Here is a 21,154-nt window from a genome sequence, read left to right as displayed (position 1 = left end):
GGACGTGGCCTCAGCCCGTTGTCAGGCACTGAACGTAGTACTCGCCGTCCTCGACCTCCACGCCGTGCGTGTCGTGCCCGAAGCCGGGGAATGCGGCGTCCCATCCCTGCAGCGATTTGAGGTATCCGATGTGCGGCCCATTGGCGGCACCGGCAGACTCGCCTGGCATGACCATCGGAATGCCCGGCGGATACGGCACGATGCTGGTCGCCACGGTGCGGCCGGCAAGCTTGGGCAGCGGCACCCGCTCGACCTTTCCCAGGATCAGTTCCTGGTAGGCATCGGCTGGTGAGAGCTTGATGTCCGGCAGGTTCGAATAGGCCTTCTGCAGATGCGCGGTCTGCCCGCCCTTGCGCAGCTCGGCGAACATCTGGTCGCCCAGGGCGCGCAGGCCCATGCCTTCGTAACGCTCCGGATGATCCTTGACGAGGTTCGGCATCACCCGGCTCAGCGACTGGTCGATGTCGTAGTCGCGCTTGAAGTCGAGCATCGCCGCCAGCAGCGTGCTCCACTTGGCCTTGGTGATACCGATAGAGAACAGGAACAGCACGGCGAAGTCGCTGGTCTTCTCCACCTCGATGCCGCGCGCGTCCAGATAGGCGGTCAGCAGCGAGGCCGGGAATCCCTGCTTCTGCAGGGCGCCATCGTCGCCCATGCCCGGCGTCAGCACCGAAACCTTGATCGGATCGAGCATGCAGTAGTCGTCTTCGAGCTTGTCGAATCCGTGCCAGGTATCGCCCGGGTGCAGCACCCAGCACGACGGATCGGTCGCCAGCACCTCCGGCGGCGCATCCTCGAAGGCCACGCGCTTGCCGCCGACCTTGACCTTGTCGGGGTTCCAGGTGCGGAAGAACCATTCCTTCTTCTTGGCGAAGCCGGCGTTGATGCGGCCGATGGTCTGGCGGAAGCTGATCGCCTCATCGATGCTCTCGCGCGTCAGCGCCAGGCCACCGGCGCCGTCCATCATCGAGGCGGCGATCTCGTTGGAGGCGATGATCGGATAGAACGGCGAAGTCGAGCCGTGCATCATGAACGACTCGTTGAAACGCGCATGCGGGATCGGATCGCGACCGTCGCGAACGTGGATGTAGGACGCCTGCGAGAACGCCGCCAGCAGCTTGTGCGTGGAATGCGTGCTGAAGACTGTCGGACCCTTGCGGTCGTGGTCGGCGGCCTTGCCGTGCATGCCCAGGCGCCCGGCATAGAGCGGATTGAAGCGCGCGTAACCGAACCAGGCCTCGTCGAAATGGACGCGATCGACCCAGCCGCCAAGCTGCTCGAGCACGCGCGTGGCGCTGTAGCAAAGGCCGTCGTAGGTCGAGTTGGTGACGACCGCGAACACCGGCTGCTTGTCCTTGAGCCCCTTGCTGATCGGCGTGGAGGCAATGGCCTTGGTCAGGTAGGCCTTGGCCAGCCGCTCGGGGTAGATCGGCCCGATCAGGCCGTAGCGATTGCGCGAGGGCACCAGGTACTGCGGAACGCCGCCGGTCATGGTCAGGCCGTGCTCGATCGACTTGTGGCAGTTGCGGTCGCACAGCACGACCTTGTCGCGCGGGACGCAGGCCATGAAGATGATGCGGTTGGAAGTCGAGGAGCCGTTGGTCACCGTGTAGCTGCGGTCGGAACCGAACACGGTGGAGATGTACTTCTCGCTGGCGCCGATCGGCCCGGTGTGGTCGAGCAGGGAGCCCAGTTCGCCGACGCTGATCGACAGGTCGGTCTGGAACACATGGGCGCCGTAGAAGTCATGGAACGCGCGCCCGGCCGGATGCTTGAGGAATGCGGTGCCACCGGTGTGGCCCGGGGTATGCCAGGAGTACTCGTGGACCTGGTTGAAGTTGTAGAGCGCGCTGACCAGCGGGCCGAACAGGCCACCGACGTATTTGCCCACCGCGGCCATGACGCGGCCGCAGACAAATGTCGATGCGTCCTCCAGCAGCCAGACCAGCTCGTCGATCGCCTGCACCAGTTCGATCGTCAGCGACCGCGCCTTCTCGCGCTCGGTCAGCAGGAAGATCGGCACGAACTCGTTGCGGGCGCGAATGGTGGTGATCAGGTCGATCGCGGCGGCGTTGTTGCGCTCCTTGCCGTCTCCATCCGGCAGCGACCAGTCGATCAACATCGCCTGGATCGAGGCGTCGGAAATGATCGTGGCGCGCGCGTCCTCCACGTGAGTCGCCGTCACGGTCTCGACGTTTCGGTCGTCGAACTCGTCGACCAGCATCTTGCATGCCCGTCCGCCGGCAGTGTCGGTGCCGATCTTCGGGTGGACGATGAGGACGCGGAACTTCTGACGTTGGGCACGGCGCTGAAGCATGGCTGCACTCCTGGCTCACGGACAGGACGCAGCCTGGCCGCGTCCGGCGAATGTCGGTCGTCCTGACGCGCCGTCAGCTCAGCGGGGCGAGCTCGGCAGGGCCGGCTCAGCGGAGCCGGCACAGCCGGCAGGCGCTTGTGTCATGGATTGAGGTCGTAGCGGAGCGTCGCCTGCAGTCGCTGGGCCTCGCCGTCGTTATCCTCCAGATCGGTGTTCTTGCCCCACAGGTATTCGACACCGAACATCGCCCGCTCGCTGAACTGCCAGGCGAGGTTGAGCGAGGCGAAGCGGGTGCTCTTTGGCAGCGTCGGATCGATCAGCATGTCCTCGTCCGGGTCGATCCGCAGGTAGCCGTAAGACGCGCTCGAACTGACGTTGTCGGACCATCCATGGGTGTAGCCCAGGCCCCAGCCACCGGCATCGATGGCTTCCAGTTCGGCCTGGGCATTGAATGCCGCATCCAGCCCGAAACCGGAGATGTCCTGCAGGAAGTTCGCATAGCCCTTGCCGTAGCTGGCCCACGCCTGGACGCTGTCGTTCTCGAACACACCGGCGGCGAAACTCAGCTGGGTGGCGTAGGCATTCGTGTTGCGCTGATGGTCCCCGATCGCCGTCTGCACGCCCAGGTCGCGGAACAGGTTGGCCCACTGGAGATGCCAGTCCGGGGTCTCCCAGCGCAGGCCGAGGGTGAGGTCGGGAATTCGTGAGTAGGTCTCGAAATCGCCGATCAGGGCGATGTCGGCATTGGGTTTCTCCACCGACATCGGAATCGTCAGCTTGCCTTCGCCGGAGCGGTACACGATCGGCGAATAGCGCACCTGCGGCGTGTACTTGAAGGTGAAGGAGTTCGGACCCTCGTAATCGAGGGTGTTCGGGAAGGCGTCGATGTCGGTGAAGGCGGACAGGTAGTAGCCCGCGATCAGCGAATAGTCCTTCGCCTCCAGTTCGCCGTACAGGTACTGCATGTTGTACGGCATGTCGCCGCTGCCGCTGCCGAAGAAGTTGTTCTTGTAGACCACCTTCAACATGCCGTAGTCGGTCTGGCGCCGGAAGTCGAGGCGGAAGATGCTCTGCTTGGCGCTGAGGTTGCTGCGCGAGTCGGAGTCGTGGAACGGCTGGCCCTGCACCGGAATGGACGACGGCACGAACAGGTCCTTGGCGCCCATGAACTTGTTGTCGAACATCATGTCGAACTGGGCGACCACGTCGATCTTGATCAGGTTGCCGGTATCGCCGAGCTGGACGTAGCCCTCGGGCAACGGTTCCTCGGCTGGAAGCGCCGACGGTGGCTTGTGCACACGTGACTGCTCGGTCGCGGGCACCGTCGCCGAAGCGATCAGCGGCGCCGGCGCAGCGGCCGGTGCCGGCGGTGGCGCGGCCTTTGCCTGGGCCGCGTCCCTGGACTCAAGTTCGTCGAGGCGCTGTTGCATTCTCTGCATCATCTGCTGCTGCTGTTGCAGCTGCTGTCGCATCTGCGCGATCTCGGTCTTCATCTGCTCGGACGAAGCGCTGGACTGTGCATGGACCGGCTGCGCGGACATCGCCGCGCAACCTGCAAGGATGACGGCCGCTGAGGAAGCTGCGAAATCGGTTCGCATGATGCTTGTCCTCCCACTGGATTCGCGCGGCTGTTGGGCGCGAGCGCATAACTTAATGCGCCATAACGTGAAGCGGCCGTGATCCTCCAACAGGAGGTTTCTCCACGCTCGATTCACAAATGTCTTCACGGCGCGAGCTGTTATGGCGTCGCGCATACAGCCAGCTCACGCCGGGATCACATCCAGGCCGGATCGCCGGTGAACTCGATGGTCAACCAGAACTGCGGCGCGTCGGCATCCAGGCGTGCGGAGATGTCCCTGCGGATCGCATCGACGCGGGAGATCGGCCCGATCTCATGGTCGGGCGGCAACAGGATCAGAATCTCGACGAAACGTCCCCGCCCCACCTTGGCGACATGGCTGGAGTAGGCGAGGAAACCGTGCTCGGCGACGACCTCGTCCATGACCTGCTTGACCTCGCGATCGAGGTCGCCGGGCGCGACCTGCAGGACTTCGCGGATCGCCCGCCAGGTCGAACGCATCGGCACTGCCAGCATCGCCAGGGCGATGCACAACAAGATGGCCGGATCGATATACGGCACCCAGTCTTCGTGGCCCGATCCCTTCATCGACACGGCAATGGCGAAACCCAGCAGCAGGGCCAGGCTGAGCGCGCCGCTGACGAGCCAGCTGCGTGCATCGAGTGCGAGCAGATTGGAGCCCAGGCGTCGCGCGTGGCCGCGCATGTACAACGACATCCCCATGCCCACCACGCACAGCACGCCGGCCCAGATAGCACCCAGGCCATAGGACACTTCGTTGCCGCCGGACGTCAGGCCGATGATCGCGGTGAACGCCGCATACAGGCACGACAACGCCAGCGTGGCGCCGCCGAACGCCTCGACCATGGGTTCCAGGTGCCAGTAGCCGAACTGGAAGCGGCGGCTGCCTTCGTAAGCCACCAGCCGCGAGACGCTCAGCGATGCCACGGTCAGCACCACATCGACCAGGCTGTACATGCCGTCGAAGATGATCGCGTCGGAATTGACCAGCAAGCCGCTGGCGATGCCGACGACGCCGACCACAATCGTGATGCCGATGGAAAGCTTGAGAAGGCGCTGCTCGGGGCGGGTGTCCATCGAATCTCCGTGGTCGGGCGGAGTCGGATCGTGGGAAGTGCCGGATTGTGTTGCACTGGCCCGTGACGCCAGTGTCGCTGCGTGCGCCGCCCTGCCCCGGCGGATTACTCTCCGGCGGCGCGGACCACGAATTCGCCCAGCAGCTTGCCGCCATCCTTCAGCACGAACTCGATGGCGACCTTGCTGCCGGGCTTGAGCACCGCCTTGGGCTGCATCAGCATCAGGTGCATGCCGCCAGGCTTGAGCACCGCGGCGTCGCCTGCGGCGATGCGCAACTCGGGCAAGGCGCGCATGCGGCTGACGCCTTCGACCACGCGCGTCTCGTGCAACGACACGTCGCCGAATGCGGCGCTGCTTGCGGAAACGATCGTCACCGGCGTATTGCACGCATTCTCGATGCGGCCGAATCCGGCCATCATCGGCATGGCCATCGGCGGCATGCGCACCCAGCCGTCGCGCACCACGGGCTTGCACTCTCCCGCGAAGGCGACGGAAGAAGCGGCGGCGAGCAGGAGCAGCAACAGGACCGGTAACCCCGGACGGAGGCGTGATGCGTTCATCGGCCTATGATACCGCCCACATGCTGAAGGAGTTGCCGATGAAACATCCGCTCTCGCTGCTTGCCCTGGCCTGCTCGCTTGCCGCCTGTTCCGGAGGCAACGTGCCCGATGCCGCCGGTGGCGACGCCCGGTCCGGATCTGCACCGGCACCTGCAAAAGTGGCAGCACCCGGCGATTCGAGCGCCGACGGGCAGACAGGCCTGACGGTCTACAGCGACGGCTACGAGCAGTTGGCCGGCAACGGCGCTCCGCAGGCGGGCATGCCCGGCTACGCCCTGGTCGAGCGCAGGCTGCATCGCACCCTCAAGCAGGGCGACAACGCCATCGAGGCCGACGACATCCCGCCGTCGATGGACGTCGAGGCGGCGACCCTGCAGCCACTCGCTCCCGGCGCCACCATCACCGGGCAGCGTTATGTTGCCGCCCTGGCGGGCGCCGCCTCCGCGCTGAGTCAGGCAACTGGGAGCAAGGTCACCGTCGAACACACGGCCGGCGGCGCCAAACAGACGGACACCGGCACGCTGTTGTCGGCCGACGGCGGACTGACCCTGGCGCTGGACGACGGTCGCATCAAGGTGATCCCCAACTACGACAACCTCAGCCTGGTCGATGGGCAATCGCGGTTGCCCCGACAAGCCAGCCTGCAATGGACGGTGGCCGCCGCGCACGCGGGCGATGCGGACTTCCGCCTCAACTATCCGATGGGCGGCATGGCCTGGCGAGCGGAGTACCTGGCCACCGTGACCAAGGATGATGGTTGCCTGCTCGCGCTCGACGGCGCAGCGCTGATCGCCAATCGTTCCGGCGTCACGTTCGACCAAGCCGCTCTGAGCCTGGTCGCAGGCGAGCCCAACCTTGAACGACACGGTGCGGCAGTGAACGCGGTCAGGGACCAGTTCGCCTATGCGGGCAACGCGCCCGCCCCTGCGCCACCGCCGCCCACGGTGCGCCAGTCCGGCGAATACCACGCCTACGACCTGCCCGGTCGCGTGCGCCTTGCCAATGGCAGCAACGAACGCGTGCCGTTGTTCGCGCCGCGGCCGTCGATTACCTGCGAGCGTGCCTACGTGGTGGAGGCCGATGGAGGCGACTGGCAGCCTCCGCAGCCGGTGATCGCGCCGACGTACCGCGGAACGACCGGAATGCTCCCGGTCACCACCACCGTGTCGATCCGCAACTCCAAGGCGGCCGGTCTCGGCGAGGCGCTGCCAGCCGGCCGCGTTCGCGCATTCCTGGGCGAGGATTTCCTTGGCGAATCGATGCTGCCGCACACCGCCGCCGGCGAGGAGATCCGCCTGCAGGTCGGCAAGGCCTTCGACCTGCGCGCCGAACGCGAGCAGAACGACTTCCGCCTGGACCGCAGCGGCCGCACCATCACCGAGACCTTCGAGCTCACGCTCACCAACGGCAAGCCGTCCGCCGCTACCATTCGCGTGATCGAACCGTTGCCGCGCTGGAGCGACTGGGAACTCGTCGCCAGCAGCGTGCCCGGGAAGAAGAAGGACGCCAGCCACGCGCAGTTCGAAGTGCCCGTGCCGGCAGGCGGCGAAACAAAACTCACCTATACCGTGCGCTACCGCTGGAGCAAGGACGTCAACCCATGAGCAACAACACCATGATCCAGACCCACGCCGCCGACGGTATCGTCGAATTGCAGCTGGCGCGCGCGCCGGTCAACGCGCTCAACCCGCAGTTGTGCGACGAGCTGGTCGCCGCGATTCGCACGGCGGTCGACCAGGGCGCGCAGGGCCTGATCCTCAGTGGCAACACCAAGGTGTTCTCGGCCGGACTCGACGTGCCGTACCTGCTGTCGCTCGGCGACGATCGCGATGCCGTGATGGCGGCCTGGCAGTCGTTCTTCGCCGCAGCCCTGGCCCTGGCCCAATGTCCTGTGCCGGTGGTGGCGGCGATCGGCGGCCACGCGCCTGCCGGCGGCTGCGTGCTGGCGCTGTGCTGCGACTACCGCGTGATGGCGCGCAGCGAGGATACGGCCAAACCATTCCGGATCGGACTCAACGAAACCCAGGTCGGACTGGTGGTGCCGGTCGGCATCCTGCGCCTGATGCAGCGCGTGGTCGGCGTCTACCGCGCCGAACGCCTGGTCGTTGCCGGCGAGATGGTTCCGGCCGAACGCGCCGAGCGCATCGGGCTTGTCGACGAACTGGTCGATGCGGAGGATGTCGTTTCGCGTGCGCGCGAATGGCTGGCGTCGCTCCTGGCGTTGCCGCAGCCGGTGATGCTGCAGACGCGCGCCATCGCCCGCGCCGACGTGGTGGCCGCGCTGCAGCCCGAGAACATCCAGCTTTCGCGCTTCGTCGATGCCTGGGGCGATCCGGCCACGCAGAGCGCCCTGCGGGCATTGATGGCGCGACTGCAGAAATAACCGCGCCAGGCAGGAAGGTGGCGCACATCCGCGCCACCTTCACTGGCGGGCACTACAACAGCCAGATCTCGACGCGCTCGTTGCGGAAGCGCGCGTTCGAGTCCGCAGGCGCCTTCAGCGGCACCTGCGCGCCCATTCCGCGCGCATGCAGCACCGGCAGGCCCAGCGCCATCAACTCGTGCGCGACCAGGTCGGCGCGGTCGTTGCTCATCATCATCGTGGCTGCCACCGAGGTGCTGGTGCCCACGTCGGCGAAGCCCACCACCAGCAACTGCCGCCCCTGGTTCACCGGCAATTTCATGAATGCAGCCAGGCGTTCGATGTCGCGCACCGAGCGACTGTCATAGACGCTGCTGGCCACGCCGCTCTCGTTGTTGCCGGTGAAATTGAAGCGCAGGCTCAGCGGCAGCCGGATCGCGTTGCCGATCAGCGCCTTGTATTCCGTCGGCCCGAACAGCGACGGCGGCTTGTAACCCGGACGCATGGTCACGCCCAGGTGGCCCGCTGCCGCGACCGCATCCTGGCCGCGCTGCCCCATCGCATAGAGCGCGAAGCTGCGGCTCAATGCACCCATCATCTGGCTGCCATACATGTAGAGGCGACGCGTCAGCGGATAGTCCTCGCTCTGCACGTTCAGACGGGTAGGCGCCACCGCACGGCCGCCCTCGGCGATCGCCAGCGGTCGAACGCCCGCGCCCCAGTGCTGGCGCAGCGTGATGAAGCCCACCGCCTGCGGGTCGGCCGCAACGGCACGAAGCAGCGACGGACCGTCGGCGTGGTCTCGGCTGATGCCGTAAGCGTTGCCGGCCATCACGCGCGTATCGACCAGGTCGCGGGCCGAGTTCGCTCCCGCCACCATCTGCAACCGCACCGGCCCCGGACGCCCACCCAGCTCGCGCCAGTCGCGCACTTGTCCCGACAGCAGGCGACGCAGCTGCGCGAAGTCCAGGCGCGTGACGGGATTGTCGCGATTGACGACCACGGCCACGCCATCGAGCGCCAGTACGAATTCCTGATCGCGCGAGGACAGATCGCCCAGCTGCCAGCCTTCATCGAGCTCGGCGGCGGTCGGTCGCCGCGTCATCAATGCGATCTGCGCTTCGCCGTTGACCAGGTCGGAGTAGCCCTGCGCCGTGTTGCTGCCGGCGATCTCGACGATCAGCGGCTGGCCGTCGCGGGTGGCGTGGATCTCGGTGGTCGATGGCGCCGCTTGCACGCGGCGGATGTCCTGGTAACCGATGTCGCGCAGCCAGGCCTCGGCCACCGTCGGCACCAGGCGCGCTCCGAGTGTTTGCGAACCATGGATGCGGACGCGCTCGGCATCCCCCTGCGCCTGCGCCATCGCGCATGTGCCAAGCAGCAGCAAACCCCACACAAACCGTGCAATACGTGACATCGCGCACGTCCCCCCTGCGAAAACCCGCAAGCATCGGGACGTTCGATGACGTTCTTGTTACCGCGTGCGATTTGTTGTTACAGAAGTCGCCTTGCCCGGCCCAGCGAGCGGTTGACGCAAAGCCGCGGCGCGATCAGTCACCCCCGTTGCGATCAGTCGCCATTTGCGATCGGGCGCGACGGGTCGCCGATCCAGCCGCTCCACGAGCCCTTGAACAACCGCCCACCTTCCAGGCCGGCGTGTTCCATTGCCAGCAGCAGATGGCAGGCGGTGACGCCCGAGCCGCACATGACTACGGCCTCCCGCGCGGAACGACCACCGAGCAGCGTCGACAGTTCGACCGCCAGCTCCGCCGCCGGCCGGAAACGACCGTCGCGCATGCTCAATGCGTAGGGCCGGTTACGCGCGCCGGGGACATGGCCGGCGACGCGGTCGATCGGTTCGACGTCGCCGCGGAAGCGTTCGTGTGCCCGTGCGTCGAACAGCAGCCCGCCCGCGTCGAGGTGCGCTTGAACCTGCGCAGCATCGAGCAGGCGGCTCGCGTCGAACGACGCCTTGTAGTGACCCGGCGCGGCTGCGGGCACCTGCGAGTCCACCGGCAGGCCCAGCGATTGCCAGTGCTCCCAGCCACCGTCGAGCACGGCCACGCGCTCATGGCCGAGCACGCGCAGGAGGAACCACAGCCGGGCCGCAGCCAGCGCGCCATCACCGGCGTCGTAAACCACGACCTGGGTCTGCGGCGTGATGCCCCATCGGCCGAGCACCGCCAGGAAGTCGTCGATCTGCGGCCACGGGTGGCGGCCGGCGTCGATCTGCAGGGCTGCCTCGGTGCCCTCGGGCGCCGACAGGTCGCGTTCCAGATGGGCGTAACGGGCACCGGGAATATGAGCCTGCCGATAGGCCGCTTCGGCGGTGGCGGCATCGCCCAGCTTCGAGCGTGCATCAACCACGACAAGATCGTCGCGACCCAGTGCCGCGGCCAGTTCGGCGGCCGGGATCAACGTTACCCAGGACTTCGTTTCCGACTTCGTTTCCGATTTCGTGTCCGGCTTCGTTGTGTTCATGCGATGGCCTCCAGGCGTTGCCGCAGGTTCAACAGCATCGACGCCGTCGCGCCCCAGATGCGTTGCGCGGGATAGCGGTATTCGAGCACTTCGCGCGGACGTCCGCGGAAGTCCAGGGTATGCGTGGCGAGGTTGGCCGGGTCGAGCAGGAACGACAGCGGCACCTCGAACACATCGGCGACTTCGTTCGCGTCAGGGTGGGCAACGTAGTCGTGAGCGACCAGTGCCACGACCGGCTGCACGCGGTAGCCGGTGATGGTCGCGAGCGGATCGAGAAACCCCAGCGGCGTAATCTGCGCCGGGACCAGGCCGATCTCCTCGCACGTCTCGCGCAGGGCGGTGGCGACGGCATCGACGTCGTCGACTTCGACGCGCCCTCCCGGGAAGCTGACCTGCCCGGCATGCTGACGCAGCGCGTCGGTGCGGCGAGTGAGCAACACCTGCGTCCCGCCGCTGCGCGGAATCAGTCCAACCAGAACTGCCGCGGCCACCGACGCGGCGCCATCGGGGACCAGATCGTGCAGTTCCGCGAGATTCCAGCCCGGTCCTTGCGGCGGCGACGCCAACGGATGCAACGCGACCATCAGGCCGGGGCAATCGGGCAGTTCCGGGCCGGCTGGCAGTGGCTTCACCCTCGTTGCAGCTCCCGTTGCGGCAAGGTGGTTTCCATCAGGCGCAGACGCTCGTCGTCGTTCATCTGCGGCCAGCGCGCGATTTCGGCGCTGGTGCGGTGGCAGCCGCTGCACAGGCCGTCATCGTCGAGCGAGCACACGCCGATGCAGGGACTGAGCACGGCGCGAAAAAGAGTGTTCATCAACCGACAACCTAAGGCGGGAGTGCAAGGGATTCAACCGGCGCGTTGCCGATCTGCGCCCCTCATAAAGACATTGAGCCGGCGAGGGCCGGCTCAATGCGTAATGCTCTCAAGGTTGTTCGCGCTATGCGCGAACGGGCCGGAGCGTCACTTGACGCTGACCAGCTTGACTTCGAACTGGACGGCGACGTTCGGCGGGAACGGGGTACGCGGGTCGGCGCCGTACGCCTTCTCCGGCGGCAGGGTGACTTCCCACTTCGAACCGGCCGGCATCTGCAACAGCGCTTCGCGCATTGCCGCCATTTCGATCTCGCTGACCTTGATCGCCGGGATCTGCTGGGCCGGACGCGGCTGCTGCGGACGCTCGCCCCAGGCGTAGGGGCCTGCGACTTCCAGCTGCACCGTGTTGGCCTGGGTCGGCTTGGCGCCCGAGCCCGTCTCGATCACGCGGTACTGCACGCCGCTCGGAAGCACCTTCACGCCAGCCTTGGACTTGTTGGCGGTGATGAACGCATCGCTCTTGGTCTTGTTGGTCGCAGCGGCCTTGTCCCACTCGGCCTTGGCCTTGGCCTGCTGGCGCTGCTGCATGTTCTGCACGGCGGTGCGCAGCTGGTCGACCGGAACGGTCGGCTGCTTCTTGCCGTAGCCGTCCTGCAGACCCTTGATGATGGTGTTCACATCGACCTGCTCGCCACTTTCCACGGCGTTGCGACCGAGGTCATAGCCGAGGGCGTAGCTGAGCTTGCCTTTCTCGGTCGAAGTGTCCTGCGCGACGGCGTTGCCGGCGGTCAGTGCCAGGGCCGCAACGGCGGCAGCAATCAAACGCAACTTCATTCGGTGGAATCTCCGTGATGGATCGAGGGGCGGGTTGGCCGCACCGTTGGGTAATACCAGTCTAGTCAGGCCGCACCGGTCGAATCGGCCCGGATGGACGCGCTAGGATAACGGCGTCAAGGCTTAATCGCCACTGAGGCCGCCCTGCTCTGACAGCGCTCCCGGCCGGGAGTTCAATGCCCGTGCGCGGCGCCCTCAGGCCCACCCCAAACCCGCCGAGCGAACCCCACCATCATGTCCGAAACGCCCGTCCTGATTGCCGATCGCGGTGCCGTGCGCCTGATCACCGTCAACCGCCCCGACAAGCTGAACGCGCTCAATGCGCAGACGCTCGATGCCCTCCTGGCCGCCTTCGAGGCCGCCGAGGCCGCCCTCGAGGTCCGCTGCATTGTCCTGACGGGCGCCGGCGCCAAGGCCTTCGTGGCCGGGGCGGACATCTCCCAGATGAACGCCCTGACCCCGGTCCAGGGGCGCGACTTCTCCCTGCGCGGGCAAAAACTGATGCGCCGGATCGAGAAGATGCCCAAGCCGGTGGTCGGCATGATCAACGGCTTCGCCCTCGGTGGCGGCCTCGAGCTGGCCATGGCCTGCCATCTGCGCATCGCTGCCGACTCGGCCAAGGTCGGCCAGCCGGAGATCAACCTCGGCCTGATTCCGGGCTTTGGCGGCACCCAGCGCCTGCTGCGGCTGGCCGGACGCGCCGCGACCCTGGAGCTGTGCCTGGCTGGCGCGCCGATCGATGCCGCCCGCGCGCGCGAACTGGGCATCGTCAATCGCGTCGTTGCCGCTGCCGAGCTTGAAGCCGAGACCATGAAGCTTGCCGAGCAGTTGGCCGCTTCCGCTCCGCTGGCGCTGCGCGGTGTGCTCGACTGCGTCAATGTCGGTGGCGAGTGCGGCATCGAGGAAGGCCTCGAATACGAGACCGCACAGTTCGGCCTGATGTTCTCCACAGCCGACATGCGCGAAGGCACGGCCGCTTTCCTGGAGCGCCGCAAGCCAAGCTTCAGCGGCCAGTGATGGCGGCGGCGAGCAGTCCTGCATGCGTGTGTGGTTGCCGCGATGACGGCGGTGCTGCCGCGCATGCCATTGCCACGGCACTCGCCGATGACGACATCGATCGGGCGATCACGCTCGGCCTGATCGACGCGCGACCCATCGCGTGCGCAATGTGCAGCGTTGACTGCCAATCGCGCCTGCACGCCGCGCGCAACGAGCGACTGCAGGCATTGGCGGCGCGCGCGCGTCACCTCACTCGCAATGCGCGTCTGGAGCGCCGGGCCCGCGAGCGTGCAGAGCAACGCACTGCACTGCCCACGCCTGCTGGCGCCACAAACCCGAACGCGGCAATCAGCGCGACTGCCGCACCCGCCCTGCCCTCGGCCGCCGCCGCCGCACTGGCGCGCGCACGCGCCAAGGCCGCCGCGCGCCACAAGCCGTGACTCGACCCATGCCAGTGGCCAGCGCCAAGAAGAAGCCAGCAACGAAACGTTCCCGCCGAGCCAGCCGCCTGAGTGCCGCGGAGATCGAAACGATGTTCGCGCGCCTGAAGGCGCTCAATCCCAAACCCACCACCGAACTGGAATTCAGCACGCCCTACGAATTGCTGGTGGCGGTGACGCTGTCGGCGCAGGCAACCGACGTCGGGGTCAACAAGGCCACGCGCAAACTGTTCCCTGTGGCCAACACACCCCAGGCCATCGCCGCCCTGGGCGTGGAGGGACTCAAGCCCTACATCGCGACCATCGGCCTGTTCAACACCAAGGCCGCCAACGTGGTGGCGATGGCGCACCAGCTGCTCGAACGCCACGGTGGCCAGGTGCCCGGCGACCGCGCCGCCCTGGAGGAGCTGCCGGGCGTCGGCCGCAAGACCGCCAACGTGGTCATGAACACCGCCTTCGGCGAACCGACCATGGCGGTGGACACCCACATCTTCCGGGTCGCCAACCGCACTGGCCTGGCCCCCGGCAAGACCGTGCGGGCGGTCGAGGACGGCTTGCTCAAGGTGATCCCGACGCAATACCTTCACGACGCCCATCACTGGCTGATCCTGCACGGCCGCTATGTCTGCAAGGCGCGCAAGCCTGATTGCCCGCACTGCGTCCTGCGCGATCTGTGCCGTTTCAAGGAAAAGACAGCCGGCGAACCCGACCGTCTGTCGGAATAGCCGTAAGTTCTCTATAGCCCGGTCAGGCGCGGCTTTTGCCGGCTGGCGGCGGTCACGCCAGCGTCATCCTGGAGAAATAAGTCAGGGCTGTCATATTTACGCAACTTTCACACCCTAGCCTGCGCAGCGTCTTCCAACGCCCCAAGGGCTACGTCCATGAAACTGTCCCGCAGCACCCTTTCCGTCGCGCTGCTCGCTGTCCTCGCCGCCCCGGCGGCCCACGCCGAAATCGCTTTCGACGTCATCGGCGGTTCCGAAATCTCGTTCGAAGGCCTGGTCCAGGCCGATTTCAACCACTTCGACAACGACTTCGCCAACCTCAACGGCGACGCCCCGGACGGCAAGAGCAGCGACAACGAAATGCGTCGCGCCGAGCTGGTGCTGAAGGGCAAGGGCCCGGGCAACATCGACTGGGTCCTGGGCTACGACGCCAAGGCCGACAAGTGGCTCGACGTCAACGCCAAGTACAAGCTCGGCGGCGACGCCAACAACTACTTCCAGCTGGGCCAGTTCAAGCAGCCCAACAGCCTGGAAGAGCTGTCGTCGACCAAGAACAACGACTTCATCTCCAAGTCGGTTGTGACCAATACCTACGGTATCGCCCGTCGCCTCGGCGCCGCCTACCACTACGGCACCAACGACTGGGGCATCACCGGCAGCTACTTCACCCGCGAGCTGACCGAGCATCCGGCTCCGACGCCGCACGGCCCGGGCTTCGGCTTCCGCGGCAACTGGGCGCCGATCAACGAGAAAGGCAACATCCTGCACTTCGGTCTGTCGTACGTTGATTACGACACCTTCACCGACACCGCCCGCATCCGCGCCCGTCCGGACGCCGACCTGGCCGGCCAGCGCATCGTCGATACCGGCAACATGACCAACGCCGACCGTCAGCAGACCGTTGGTCTTGAGGGCATGTGGGTGACCGGTCCGTTCAAGGCGCAGGGCGAGTACATGCAGTCGACGGTCTCGCGCTACAACAACGGCAACGTGCGCCAGTCGCACGACTTCGACAGCAGCAGCTGGTACGTCAGCGGCCTGTGGAACATCACCGGCGAGACCTGGGGCTACAAGGACGGCGTGCCGACCACCCCGCTGCCCGACGAACCCGGCACCGGCATGTGGCAGGCCGCCGTGCGCTACGACACCATCGACCTGGATGACGGCACCGCCATCCCGGGCGCCACCCCGACCGCAGCTTCGGTGGTCGACGGCGTCCTCGGCGGCCAGATGGACACCTGGACCGTCGGCGTCAACTGGTACTGGCGCTCGAACTTCAAGTTCATGCTGAACTACGTGATGGTCGACAGCTCGCGCTACTTCGTGCGCACCCCGGCCGCTCCGTACGCCGACAACCCGGCCAACAACAACGTCCTGGTCAACGGCAAGGTCGACGACAACCCGAACATCATCGAAGCCCGCGTCCAGCTGTACTGGTAAGCCTCCGCGGGGGCCCGGCCTTGTCGGGCCCCCGACGTTCCGATTCTCTCTTTCCTCCCCCTCGGGCGCGGCTCAGCCGTGCCCATTTTTTTAGCCTCGGGGGGCGGATGTTTCACATGTCATGCGGTTGTCACATGGCCGTCCCGGCACTGTCATCGAACCGTTATCAAATGCGCCGCGTACGGGTCAGGCCCGTCCGTCGTCACTCCAGGAGACCACCTCGTGTTGAAATCCATCCAGTTCCGCCTCGCCGCGCTCGCGCTGGCCACGGCGTTCGTAGCCAACGCACAGGCCGCCGACGTTACCGGCGCCGGCGCGTCGTTCGTGTATCCCGTGATGTCGAAGTGGTCGGCCGACTACAACAAGGCAGTGGGCAAAAAGGTCAACTACCAGTCGATCGGTTCCGGCGGCGGCATCGCCCAGATCAAGGCCGCGACGGTCGACTTCGGTTCGTCCGACGCCCCGCTCAAGCCCGAAGAACTGGCCCAGAACGGCCTGGCGCAGTTCCCGTCGGTGATCGGCGGCGTGGTGCCGGTGGTCAACGTGCCGGGCGTCGCTTCGGGCGCGCTGAAGCTTGATGGCGACACCCTCGCCAACATCTTCCTGGGCAAGGTCAAGATGTGGAACGACCCGGCGATCGTCGCCCTCAACGGTGGCGTGCAGCTGCCGGCCAAGAAGATCACCGTTGTCCACCGTTCGGACGGTTCGGGCACCACTTTCAACTTCGTCAACTTCCTGTCCAAGGTCAGCCCGGAGTGGAAGAGCGGCGTGGGTGAAGGCACCGCGGTCAAGTGGCCGGTCGGCATCGGCGGCAAGGGCAACGAGGGCGTGGCCGCCTACGTCAAGCAGATCGTCGGCGGCATCGGCTACGTCGAGCTGTCCTACGCGCTGCAGAACAAGATGGCCTACACGCGCATGAAGAATGCCGCCGGCAACTTCGTGCTGCCGTCGGACGAGAGCTTCCAGGCCGCCGCCGCCAGCGCCGACTGGGCCAACGCCAAGGACTTCTACCTGGTCATGACCAATGCCCCGGGCGCGAATTCCTGGCCGATCACCGCCACCAACTTCATCCTGATGTACAAGCAGCCCAAGAATGCCGCCGGCGCCAAGAACGCCAAGGAATTCTTCCGCTGGGTCTACGCCAACGGCGACACCCAGGCCAAGGCGCTCGACTACGTGCCGCTGCCGGACGCCCTGGTCCAGCAGATCGAGAAGTACTGGACGGCGAACATGAACTACTGAGCCATCGGCTCGGGTAACACCTGAAAGCGGGCCTTCGGGCCCGCTTTTTTGTTTGGGGTGCTCCGGCGCTGGACCGGGCGGTTACTCGGCTGGGCTGTGTTTACAGCAGCAGCGCTTGCTCCGGAACGGCGCTGTCTCCAGGGCCGGGGGATCGCTACGTCCCGCAGACGACATCCTGTCTTTATGCGGGACGCGGGCCATCCATGGCCCGCTGCTCCGCCATCCCCCGGCCCTGGGGACAGCGCTCGGAGTCGTTATGGCTGCGGCTGCGTCTCGCTCGAGCACCCTCTGTGGCTCTTGGCCTTCTGCAAAGCCCTTTTCGGCCTTCACTACAGATATGTGACGGTTCGATGTCATCGGGGTGTAACAAAAAGATCATCAAATGGCGCAGCCCGGGGCGAGAGCCTTGGATTCCCAATTCATATCCCGTCCCCATACGGAGTTGCGCATGAACACGACGAAGGCCCGCATTGCTGCCCTCGCCTTTGCCATTGCCCTGGCCGCGACCGCCTGCAAGCCGTCCGGCGAAGCACAGGCGCCTGCCGGCAGCGCCGCTGCTCCGGCCGCCGCCGGCGACAAGGTTGCCGTGCAGATCACCGGCGCCGGTGCGACGTTCATTTATCCGCTGATTTCCAAGTGGTCGGACGACTACAACAAGGCCACCGGCGCCAAGGTCAACTACCAGTCGATCGGTTCCGGCGGCGGCATCGCGCAGATCAAGGCCGGCACGGTTGATTTCGGTTCCTCCGACAAGCCGCTCAGCACCGAGGACCTCGCCGCGGCCGGTCTTGGCCAGTTCCCCTCCGCCATCGGCGGCGTGGTGCCGGTCGTCAACCTGGACGGCATCGAGCCGGGCAAGCTGCGCCTGACCGGCGCGCTGCTGGCCGACATCTTCCAGGGCAAGGTCACCACGTGGAACGACCCGGCGGTCGCCGCGGTCAACCCGGGCGTCAGCCTGCCCTCCACCAAGATCAACATCGTCCATCGCTCCGACGGTTCGGGCACCACCTTCAACTTCACCAATTACCTGTCCAAGGTCAGCCCGACCTGGAAGAGCGGGATTGGCGAAGGCACCACGGTCAAGTGGCCCGGTGGCGTCGGTGGCAAGGGCAACGAAGGCGTGGCCTCGTACGTGCAGCAGATCAAGGGTTCGGTCGGCTATGTCGAGCTGGCCTACGCGGCGCAGAACAGGATGACCTACACCTCACTGCAGAACGCTGCCGGCAACTGGGTGCAGCCCAATGCCGAAAGCTTCCAGGCCGCCGCCGAAGGCGCCGACTGGGCCAACGCCAAGGACTTCAACCTGGTCATCACCAACGCCTCCGGCGCCCAGGCCTGGCCGATCACGGCGACCAATTTCATCCTGATGTACAAGCAGCCCAAGGACGCCAAGCGCAGCGCCGACACGCTCGCCTTCTTCAAGTGGGCCTTCGAGAACGGCCAGACCCATGCGAAGTCGCTGGACTACGTGCCGCTGCCGCCGGCGCTGGTGCAACAGGTCGAAGCCTACTGGGCAGCAGAATTCAAGTGACCTGATGAACGCCACCACCATTCCCGCGGCAGTGCCCGGTTCGCGCGATCACAAAGACGCGCGCAACGACAAGCTGTTCCGCTACATCCTGACCGGCACCGTGGTCTTCGTGCTGATCGCCCTGGCAGGCGCCGCGCTGTCGATGCTCTGGGGCGGCCGCCACGTGCTGGCCGCGTCGGGGCTGGATTTCTTCATCACCTCCGAATGGAATCCGGTCGAGAACAAGTACGGCGCACTGGTTCCGATCTACGGCACCATCGTCACCGCCCTTGTCGCCATGCTGATCGCGGTTCCGGTCAGCTTCGGCATCGCCTTCTTCCTGACCGAAGTCGCGCCGCGCTGGGCGCGTGGCCCGATCGGCACCGCCATCGAGCTGCTCGCCGGCATCCCGTCGATCATCTACGGCATGTGGGGCCTGTTCGTGCTGGTCCCGGTGATGACCGAATACGTGACGCCCTGGCTCAACGACCACCTCGGCACGTGGCCGGTGATCGGACAGTTCTTCCAGGGGCCGCCGCTGGGCATCGGCATGCTCACCGCCGGCATCGTACTGGCGATCATGGTGATCCCGTTCATCTCCTCGGTGATGCGCGAAGTGTTCCTGACCGTGCCGACACGCCTGAAGGAATCGGCCTACGCATTGGGCTCGACCAAGTGGGAAGTGAGCTGGGACATCGTCCTGCCCTACACCCGCTCGGCGGTGATCGGCGGCGTCTTCCTCGGCCTGGGCCGCGCACTGGGCGAGACGATGGCCGTGGCCTTCGTGATCGGCAACAGCGTCAACTTCTCGACCTCGCTGCTCGAACCGGGCACGACCATCGCCGCGCTGATCGCCAACGACTTCGGCGAGGCCACTGAAACCTATCGCTCCGCGCTGCTCCTGCTCGGCTTCGTGCTGTTCATCGTCACCTTCGTCGTGCTGGCCATCGCCCGCCTGATGCTGATGCAGCTTTCGCGCAAGGAGGGCAACTGATGGCCACGACCGCCAAGGAACTCAAGGCCACCGATTACCGCGTGTCCGACGGACTTTATCGAAAGCGCCGCATCGTCAACGTCGTGTCGATCGTGCTGGCCTGTGCGGCCGCGGCGTTCGGCCTGTTCTTCCTGGGCTGGATCCTGTGGACCCTGGTCTCCAAGGGCATCGGCGGCGTCAACCTGGCGCTGTTCACCCAGAGCACGCCGCCGCCGATGCAGGAAGGCGGCCTGATGAACGCCTTCTTCGGCAGCGCGGTGATGTGCGCGATCGCGATCCTGATCGGCACGCCGCTGGGTATCGCGGCCGGCACGTGGCTGGCCGAATACGGCAATGCCCGCAAGATCGGCACCGTGGTCCGCTTCGTAAACGACATCCTGCTGTCGGCGCCGTCGATCGTGCTGGGCCTGTTCGTCTACACCCTGGTGGTGATGCAGTCCGGCGGCAACTTCTCGGCGCTGGCCGGCGCGATCTCGCTGGCCTTCATCGTGTTGCCGGTGGTGGTGCGAACCACCGACGAGATGCTGCGGCTGGTACCGGCGCAGATGCGCGAAGCGGCGCTGTCGCTGGGCGTTCCGCAGTGGAAGGTGATCGTGCAGGTGCTGTATCGCAGCGCCTCGGCCGGCATCGTCACCGGCGTGCTGCTGGCACTGGCGCGCATCTCCGGTGAGACCGCGCCGCTGCTGTTCACTGCGTTCGGCAACCAGTACTGGAGCACCAACATCCTCCAGCCGATGGCCAGTGTGCCGGTGGTGATGAACCAGTTCGCCGGCAGTCCCTACGAATCGTGGCAGGTGCTGGCGTGGGCCGGCGCGCTGGTCCTCACGGTGTTCGTCCTCCTAATCAGCCTGGTGGCCCGCGCCATCGTGCTTCGAAACAAGATCAGCCATGACTGACCTCACGCCCTCCCGAATCGCCCGGACTCCGGCCATGAACGACTCCCGCCTTACCGTCGCCACGCCCGAGCGCGCCAGCGCCGCCGCGGCGCCGGTGAAGCTCGCCGCGCGTGGACTGAACTTCTATTACGACAAGTTCCATGCGCTCAAGGACATCCACCTGGAGATCCCGGAGAAGCGCGTCACGGCGCTGATCGGGCCCTCCGGTTGCGGCAAGTCGACCCTGCTGCGCATCTTCAATCGCATCTACGCGCTCTACCCCAAGCTGGAGGCCAGAGGCGAGGTGCTGCTCGACGGCGACAACATCCTCGACCCGCGCTACCCGATGAACCGGTTGCGCAGCAAGGTCGGCATGGTGTTCCAGAAGCCGGTGCCGTTCCCGATGACCATCTTCGAGAACGTCGCCTACGGCATCCGTCACCACGAGAAGCTGTCGAAGGCCGACATGAACGACCGTGTCGAGCACGCCCTGCGCCAGGGCGCGCTGTGGGACGAGGTCAAGGACAAGCTCGGCCAGAGCGCGCTGGGCCTGTCAGGCGGCCAGCAGCAGCGCCTGTGCATCGCACGAGCCGTGGCCCTGCGTCCGGACGTGCTGCTGCTCGATGAGCCGACCTCGGCGCTGGACCCGATCTCCACCAGCCGCATCGAGCAGCTGGTCGAGGAACTGAAGAAGGACTACACGATCGCGATCGTGACCCACAACATGCAGCAGGCCGCGCGCGTGTCCGACTTCACCGCCTTCATGTACCTGGGCGACCTGATCGAGCACGGCAACACCGAGACGATCTTCTCCAACCCGGGCAAGCAGCAGACCGAAGACTACATCACCGGTCGTTTCGGCTGATGCTTTTCAGGACAACCAC

The 21,154-nt window shown here is 66.1% G+C and carries 18 protein-coding genes and 1 pseudogene; 11 read left to right on the top strand and 8 right to left on the bottom strand.

From position 1 onward, the window contains the following. Positions 1–10: 10 nt before the first annotated feature. From AC1DER_RS16180 to AC1DER_RS16165, 4 genes are all read right to left on the bottom strand, one after another. The gene (locus AC1DER_RS16180; RefSeq protein WP_477244781.1) at positions 11–2,317 is read right to left on the bottom strand and encodes an Orn/Lys/Arg family decarboxylase; all 2,307 of its coding nucleotides are present in this window, start codon (positions 2,315–2,317) and stop codon (positions 11–13) included. Positions 2,318–2,457: 140 nt separating this feature from the next. Next, positions 2,458–3,858: a DcaP family trimeric outer membrane transporter gene (locus tag AC1DER_RS16175; protein ID WP_477244783.1), complete on the bottom strand. Its 1,401-nt coding sequence runs from the start codon at positions 3,856–3,858 to the stop codon at positions 2,458–2,460. Positions 3,859–4,091: 233 nt separating this feature from the next. Next, positions 4,092–4,994, bottom strand: a complete 903-nt coding sequence (locus AC1DER_RS16170) for a cation diffusion facilitator family transporter (RefSeq protein WP_441815921.1) — start codon at positions 4,992–4,994, stop codon at positions 4,092–4,094. 104 nt (positions 4,995–5,098) lie between these two features. Continuing rightward, positions 5,099–5,554, bottom strand: coding sequence for a copper chaperone PCu(A)C (locus AC1DER_RS16165; RefSeq protein ID WP_441815920.1), 456 nt, complete (start codon positions 5,552–5,554; stop codon positions 5,099–5,101). Between the two features lie 38 nt (positions 5,555–5,592). On the opposite strand from AC1DER_RS16165, the gene AC1DER_RS16160 reads away from it, so the two are divergent. Next, complete coding sequence (locus AC1DER_RS16160) at positions 5,593–7,158, top strand: DUF4139 domain-containing protein (RefSeq protein WP_477244785.1); 1,566 nt, start codon at positions 5,593–5,595, stop codon at positions 7,156–7,158. An 11-nt stretch (positions 7,159–7,169) separates the two neighbouring features. Then, entirely contained in the window at positions 7,170–7,937 is a 768-nt protein-coding gene (locus AC1DER_RS16155; RefSeq protein WP_441816321.1) for an enoyl-CoA hydratase/isomerase family protein, read from the top strand. 52 nt (positions 7,938–7,989) lie between these two features. Here the strand turns inward: AC1DER_RS16155 and AC1DER_RS16150 are convergent, their stop codons facing one another. From AC1DER_RS16150 to AC1DER_RS16135, 4 genes and pseudogenes are all read right to left on the bottom strand, one after another. Further along, positions 7,990–9,333 (bottom strand): substrate-binding domain-containing protein, encoded by a 1,344-nt coding sequence (locus AC1DER_RS16150; protein ID WP_477244787.1) that lies wholly within the window; start codon positions 9,331–9,333, stop codon positions 7,990–7,992. Positions 9,334–9,485: 152 nt separating this feature from the next. Beyond that, positions 9,486–10,397, bottom strand: coding sequence for a sulfurtransferase (locus tag AC1DER_RS16145; RefSeq protein ID WP_477244789.1), 912 nt, complete (start codon positions 10,395–10,397; stop codon positions 9,486–9,488). Then, a pseudogene (locus tag AC1DER_RS16140) lies at positions 10,394–11,211 on the bottom strand (NUDIX hydrolase). The gene AC1DER_RS16145 and the pseudogene AC1DER_RS16140 overlap by 4 nt, the downstream one beginning before the upstream one ends. Positions 11,212–11,358: 147 nt before the next feature. Then, positions 11,359–12,045, bottom strand: a complete 687-nt coding sequence (locus AC1DER_RS16135) for an FKBP-type peptidyl-prolyl cis-trans isomerase N-terminal domain-containing protein (protein WP_441815916.1) — start codon at positions 12,043–12,045, stop codon at positions 11,359–11,361. A gap of 234 nt (positions 12,046–12,279) precedes the next feature. On the opposite strand from AC1DER_RS16135, the gene AC1DER_RS16130 reads away from it, so the two are divergent. The 9 genes from AC1DER_RS16130 to pstB all read left to right on the top strand — a co-directional run bounded on the left by AC1DER_RS16130 (position 12,280) and on the right by pstB (position 21,135). After that, positions 12,280–13,062 carry an enoyl-CoA hydratase/isomerase family protein gene (locus AC1DER_RS16130; RefSeq protein WP_477244792.1) on the top strand — a complete coding sequence of 261 codons (783 nt, stop codon included), beginning with the start codon at positions 12,280–12,282 and terminating at the stop codon, positions 13,060–13,062. A gap of 26 nt (positions 13,063–13,088) precedes the next feature. Further along, a complete protein-coding gene (locus tag AC1DER_RS16125) occupies positions 13,089–13,484 on the top strand; it encodes a hypothetical protein (protein WP_477358156.1) in 396 nt (131 codons plus the stop codon). A gap of 8 nt (positions 13,485–13,492) precedes the next feature. Further along, positions 13,493–14,209, top strand: coding sequence for an endonuclease III (gene nth / locus AC1DER_RS16120; protein ID WP_477244796.1), 717 nt, complete (start codon positions 13,493–13,495; stop codon positions 14,207–14,209). 156 nt (positions 14,210–14,365) lie between these two features. Further along, entirely contained in the window at positions 14,366–15,649 is a 1,284-nt protein-coding gene (locus tag AC1DER_RS16115) for an OprO/OprP family phosphate-selective porin (RefSeq protein WP_441815912.1), read from the top strand. Between the two features lie 222 nt (positions 15,650–15,871). Then, positions 15,872–16,891, top strand: coding sequence for a phosphate ABC transporter substrate-binding protein PstS (gene pstS / locus AC1DER_RS16110; RefSeq protein ID WP_477244799.1), 1,020 nt, complete (start codon positions 15,872–15,874; stop codon positions 16,889–16,891). A 448-nt stretch (positions 16,892–17,339) separates the two neighbouring features. Continuing rightward, on the top strand, positions 17,340–18,422 hold the full coding sequence (gene pstS / locus AC1DER_RS16105) for a phosphate ABC transporter substrate-binding protein PstS (RefSeq protein ID WP_477244801.1): 1,083 nt from the start codon (positions 17,340–17,342) through the stop codon (positions 18,420–18,422). A 4-nt stretch (positions 18,423–18,426) separates the two neighbouring features. Continuing rightward, complete coding sequence (pstC, locus tag AC1DER_RS16100) at positions 18,427–19,395, top strand: phosphate ABC transporter permease subunit PstC (RefSeq protein ID WP_477244803.1); 969 nt, start codon at positions 18,427–18,429, stop codon at positions 19,393–19,395. After that, the gene (gene pstA, locus AC1DER_RS16095) at positions 19,395–20,291 is read left to right on the top strand and encodes a phosphate ABC transporter permease PstA (RefSeq protein ID WP_441815908.1); all 897 of its coding nucleotides are present in this window, start codon (positions 19,395–19,397) and stop codon (positions 20,289–20,291) included. The genes pstC and pstA overlap by 1 nt, the downstream gene beginning before the upstream one ends. A gap of 34 nt (positions 20,292–20,325) precedes the next feature. After that, on the top strand, positions 20,326–21,135 hold the full coding sequence (pstB, locus tag AC1DER_RS16090; RefSeq protein ID WP_477244805.1) for a phosphate ABC transporter ATP-binding protein PstB: 810 nt from the start codon (positions 20,326–20,328) through the stop codon (positions 21,133–21,135). The last annotated feature ends 19 nt before the right edge of the window (positions 21,136–21,154 follow it).

The sequence above is a fragment of the Lysobacter sp. 05T417 genome, assembly GCF_056396405.1.
Note: the sequence above shows the minus strand (reverse complement) of the source record. Positions and strands in the feature narration are given on the sequence as shown.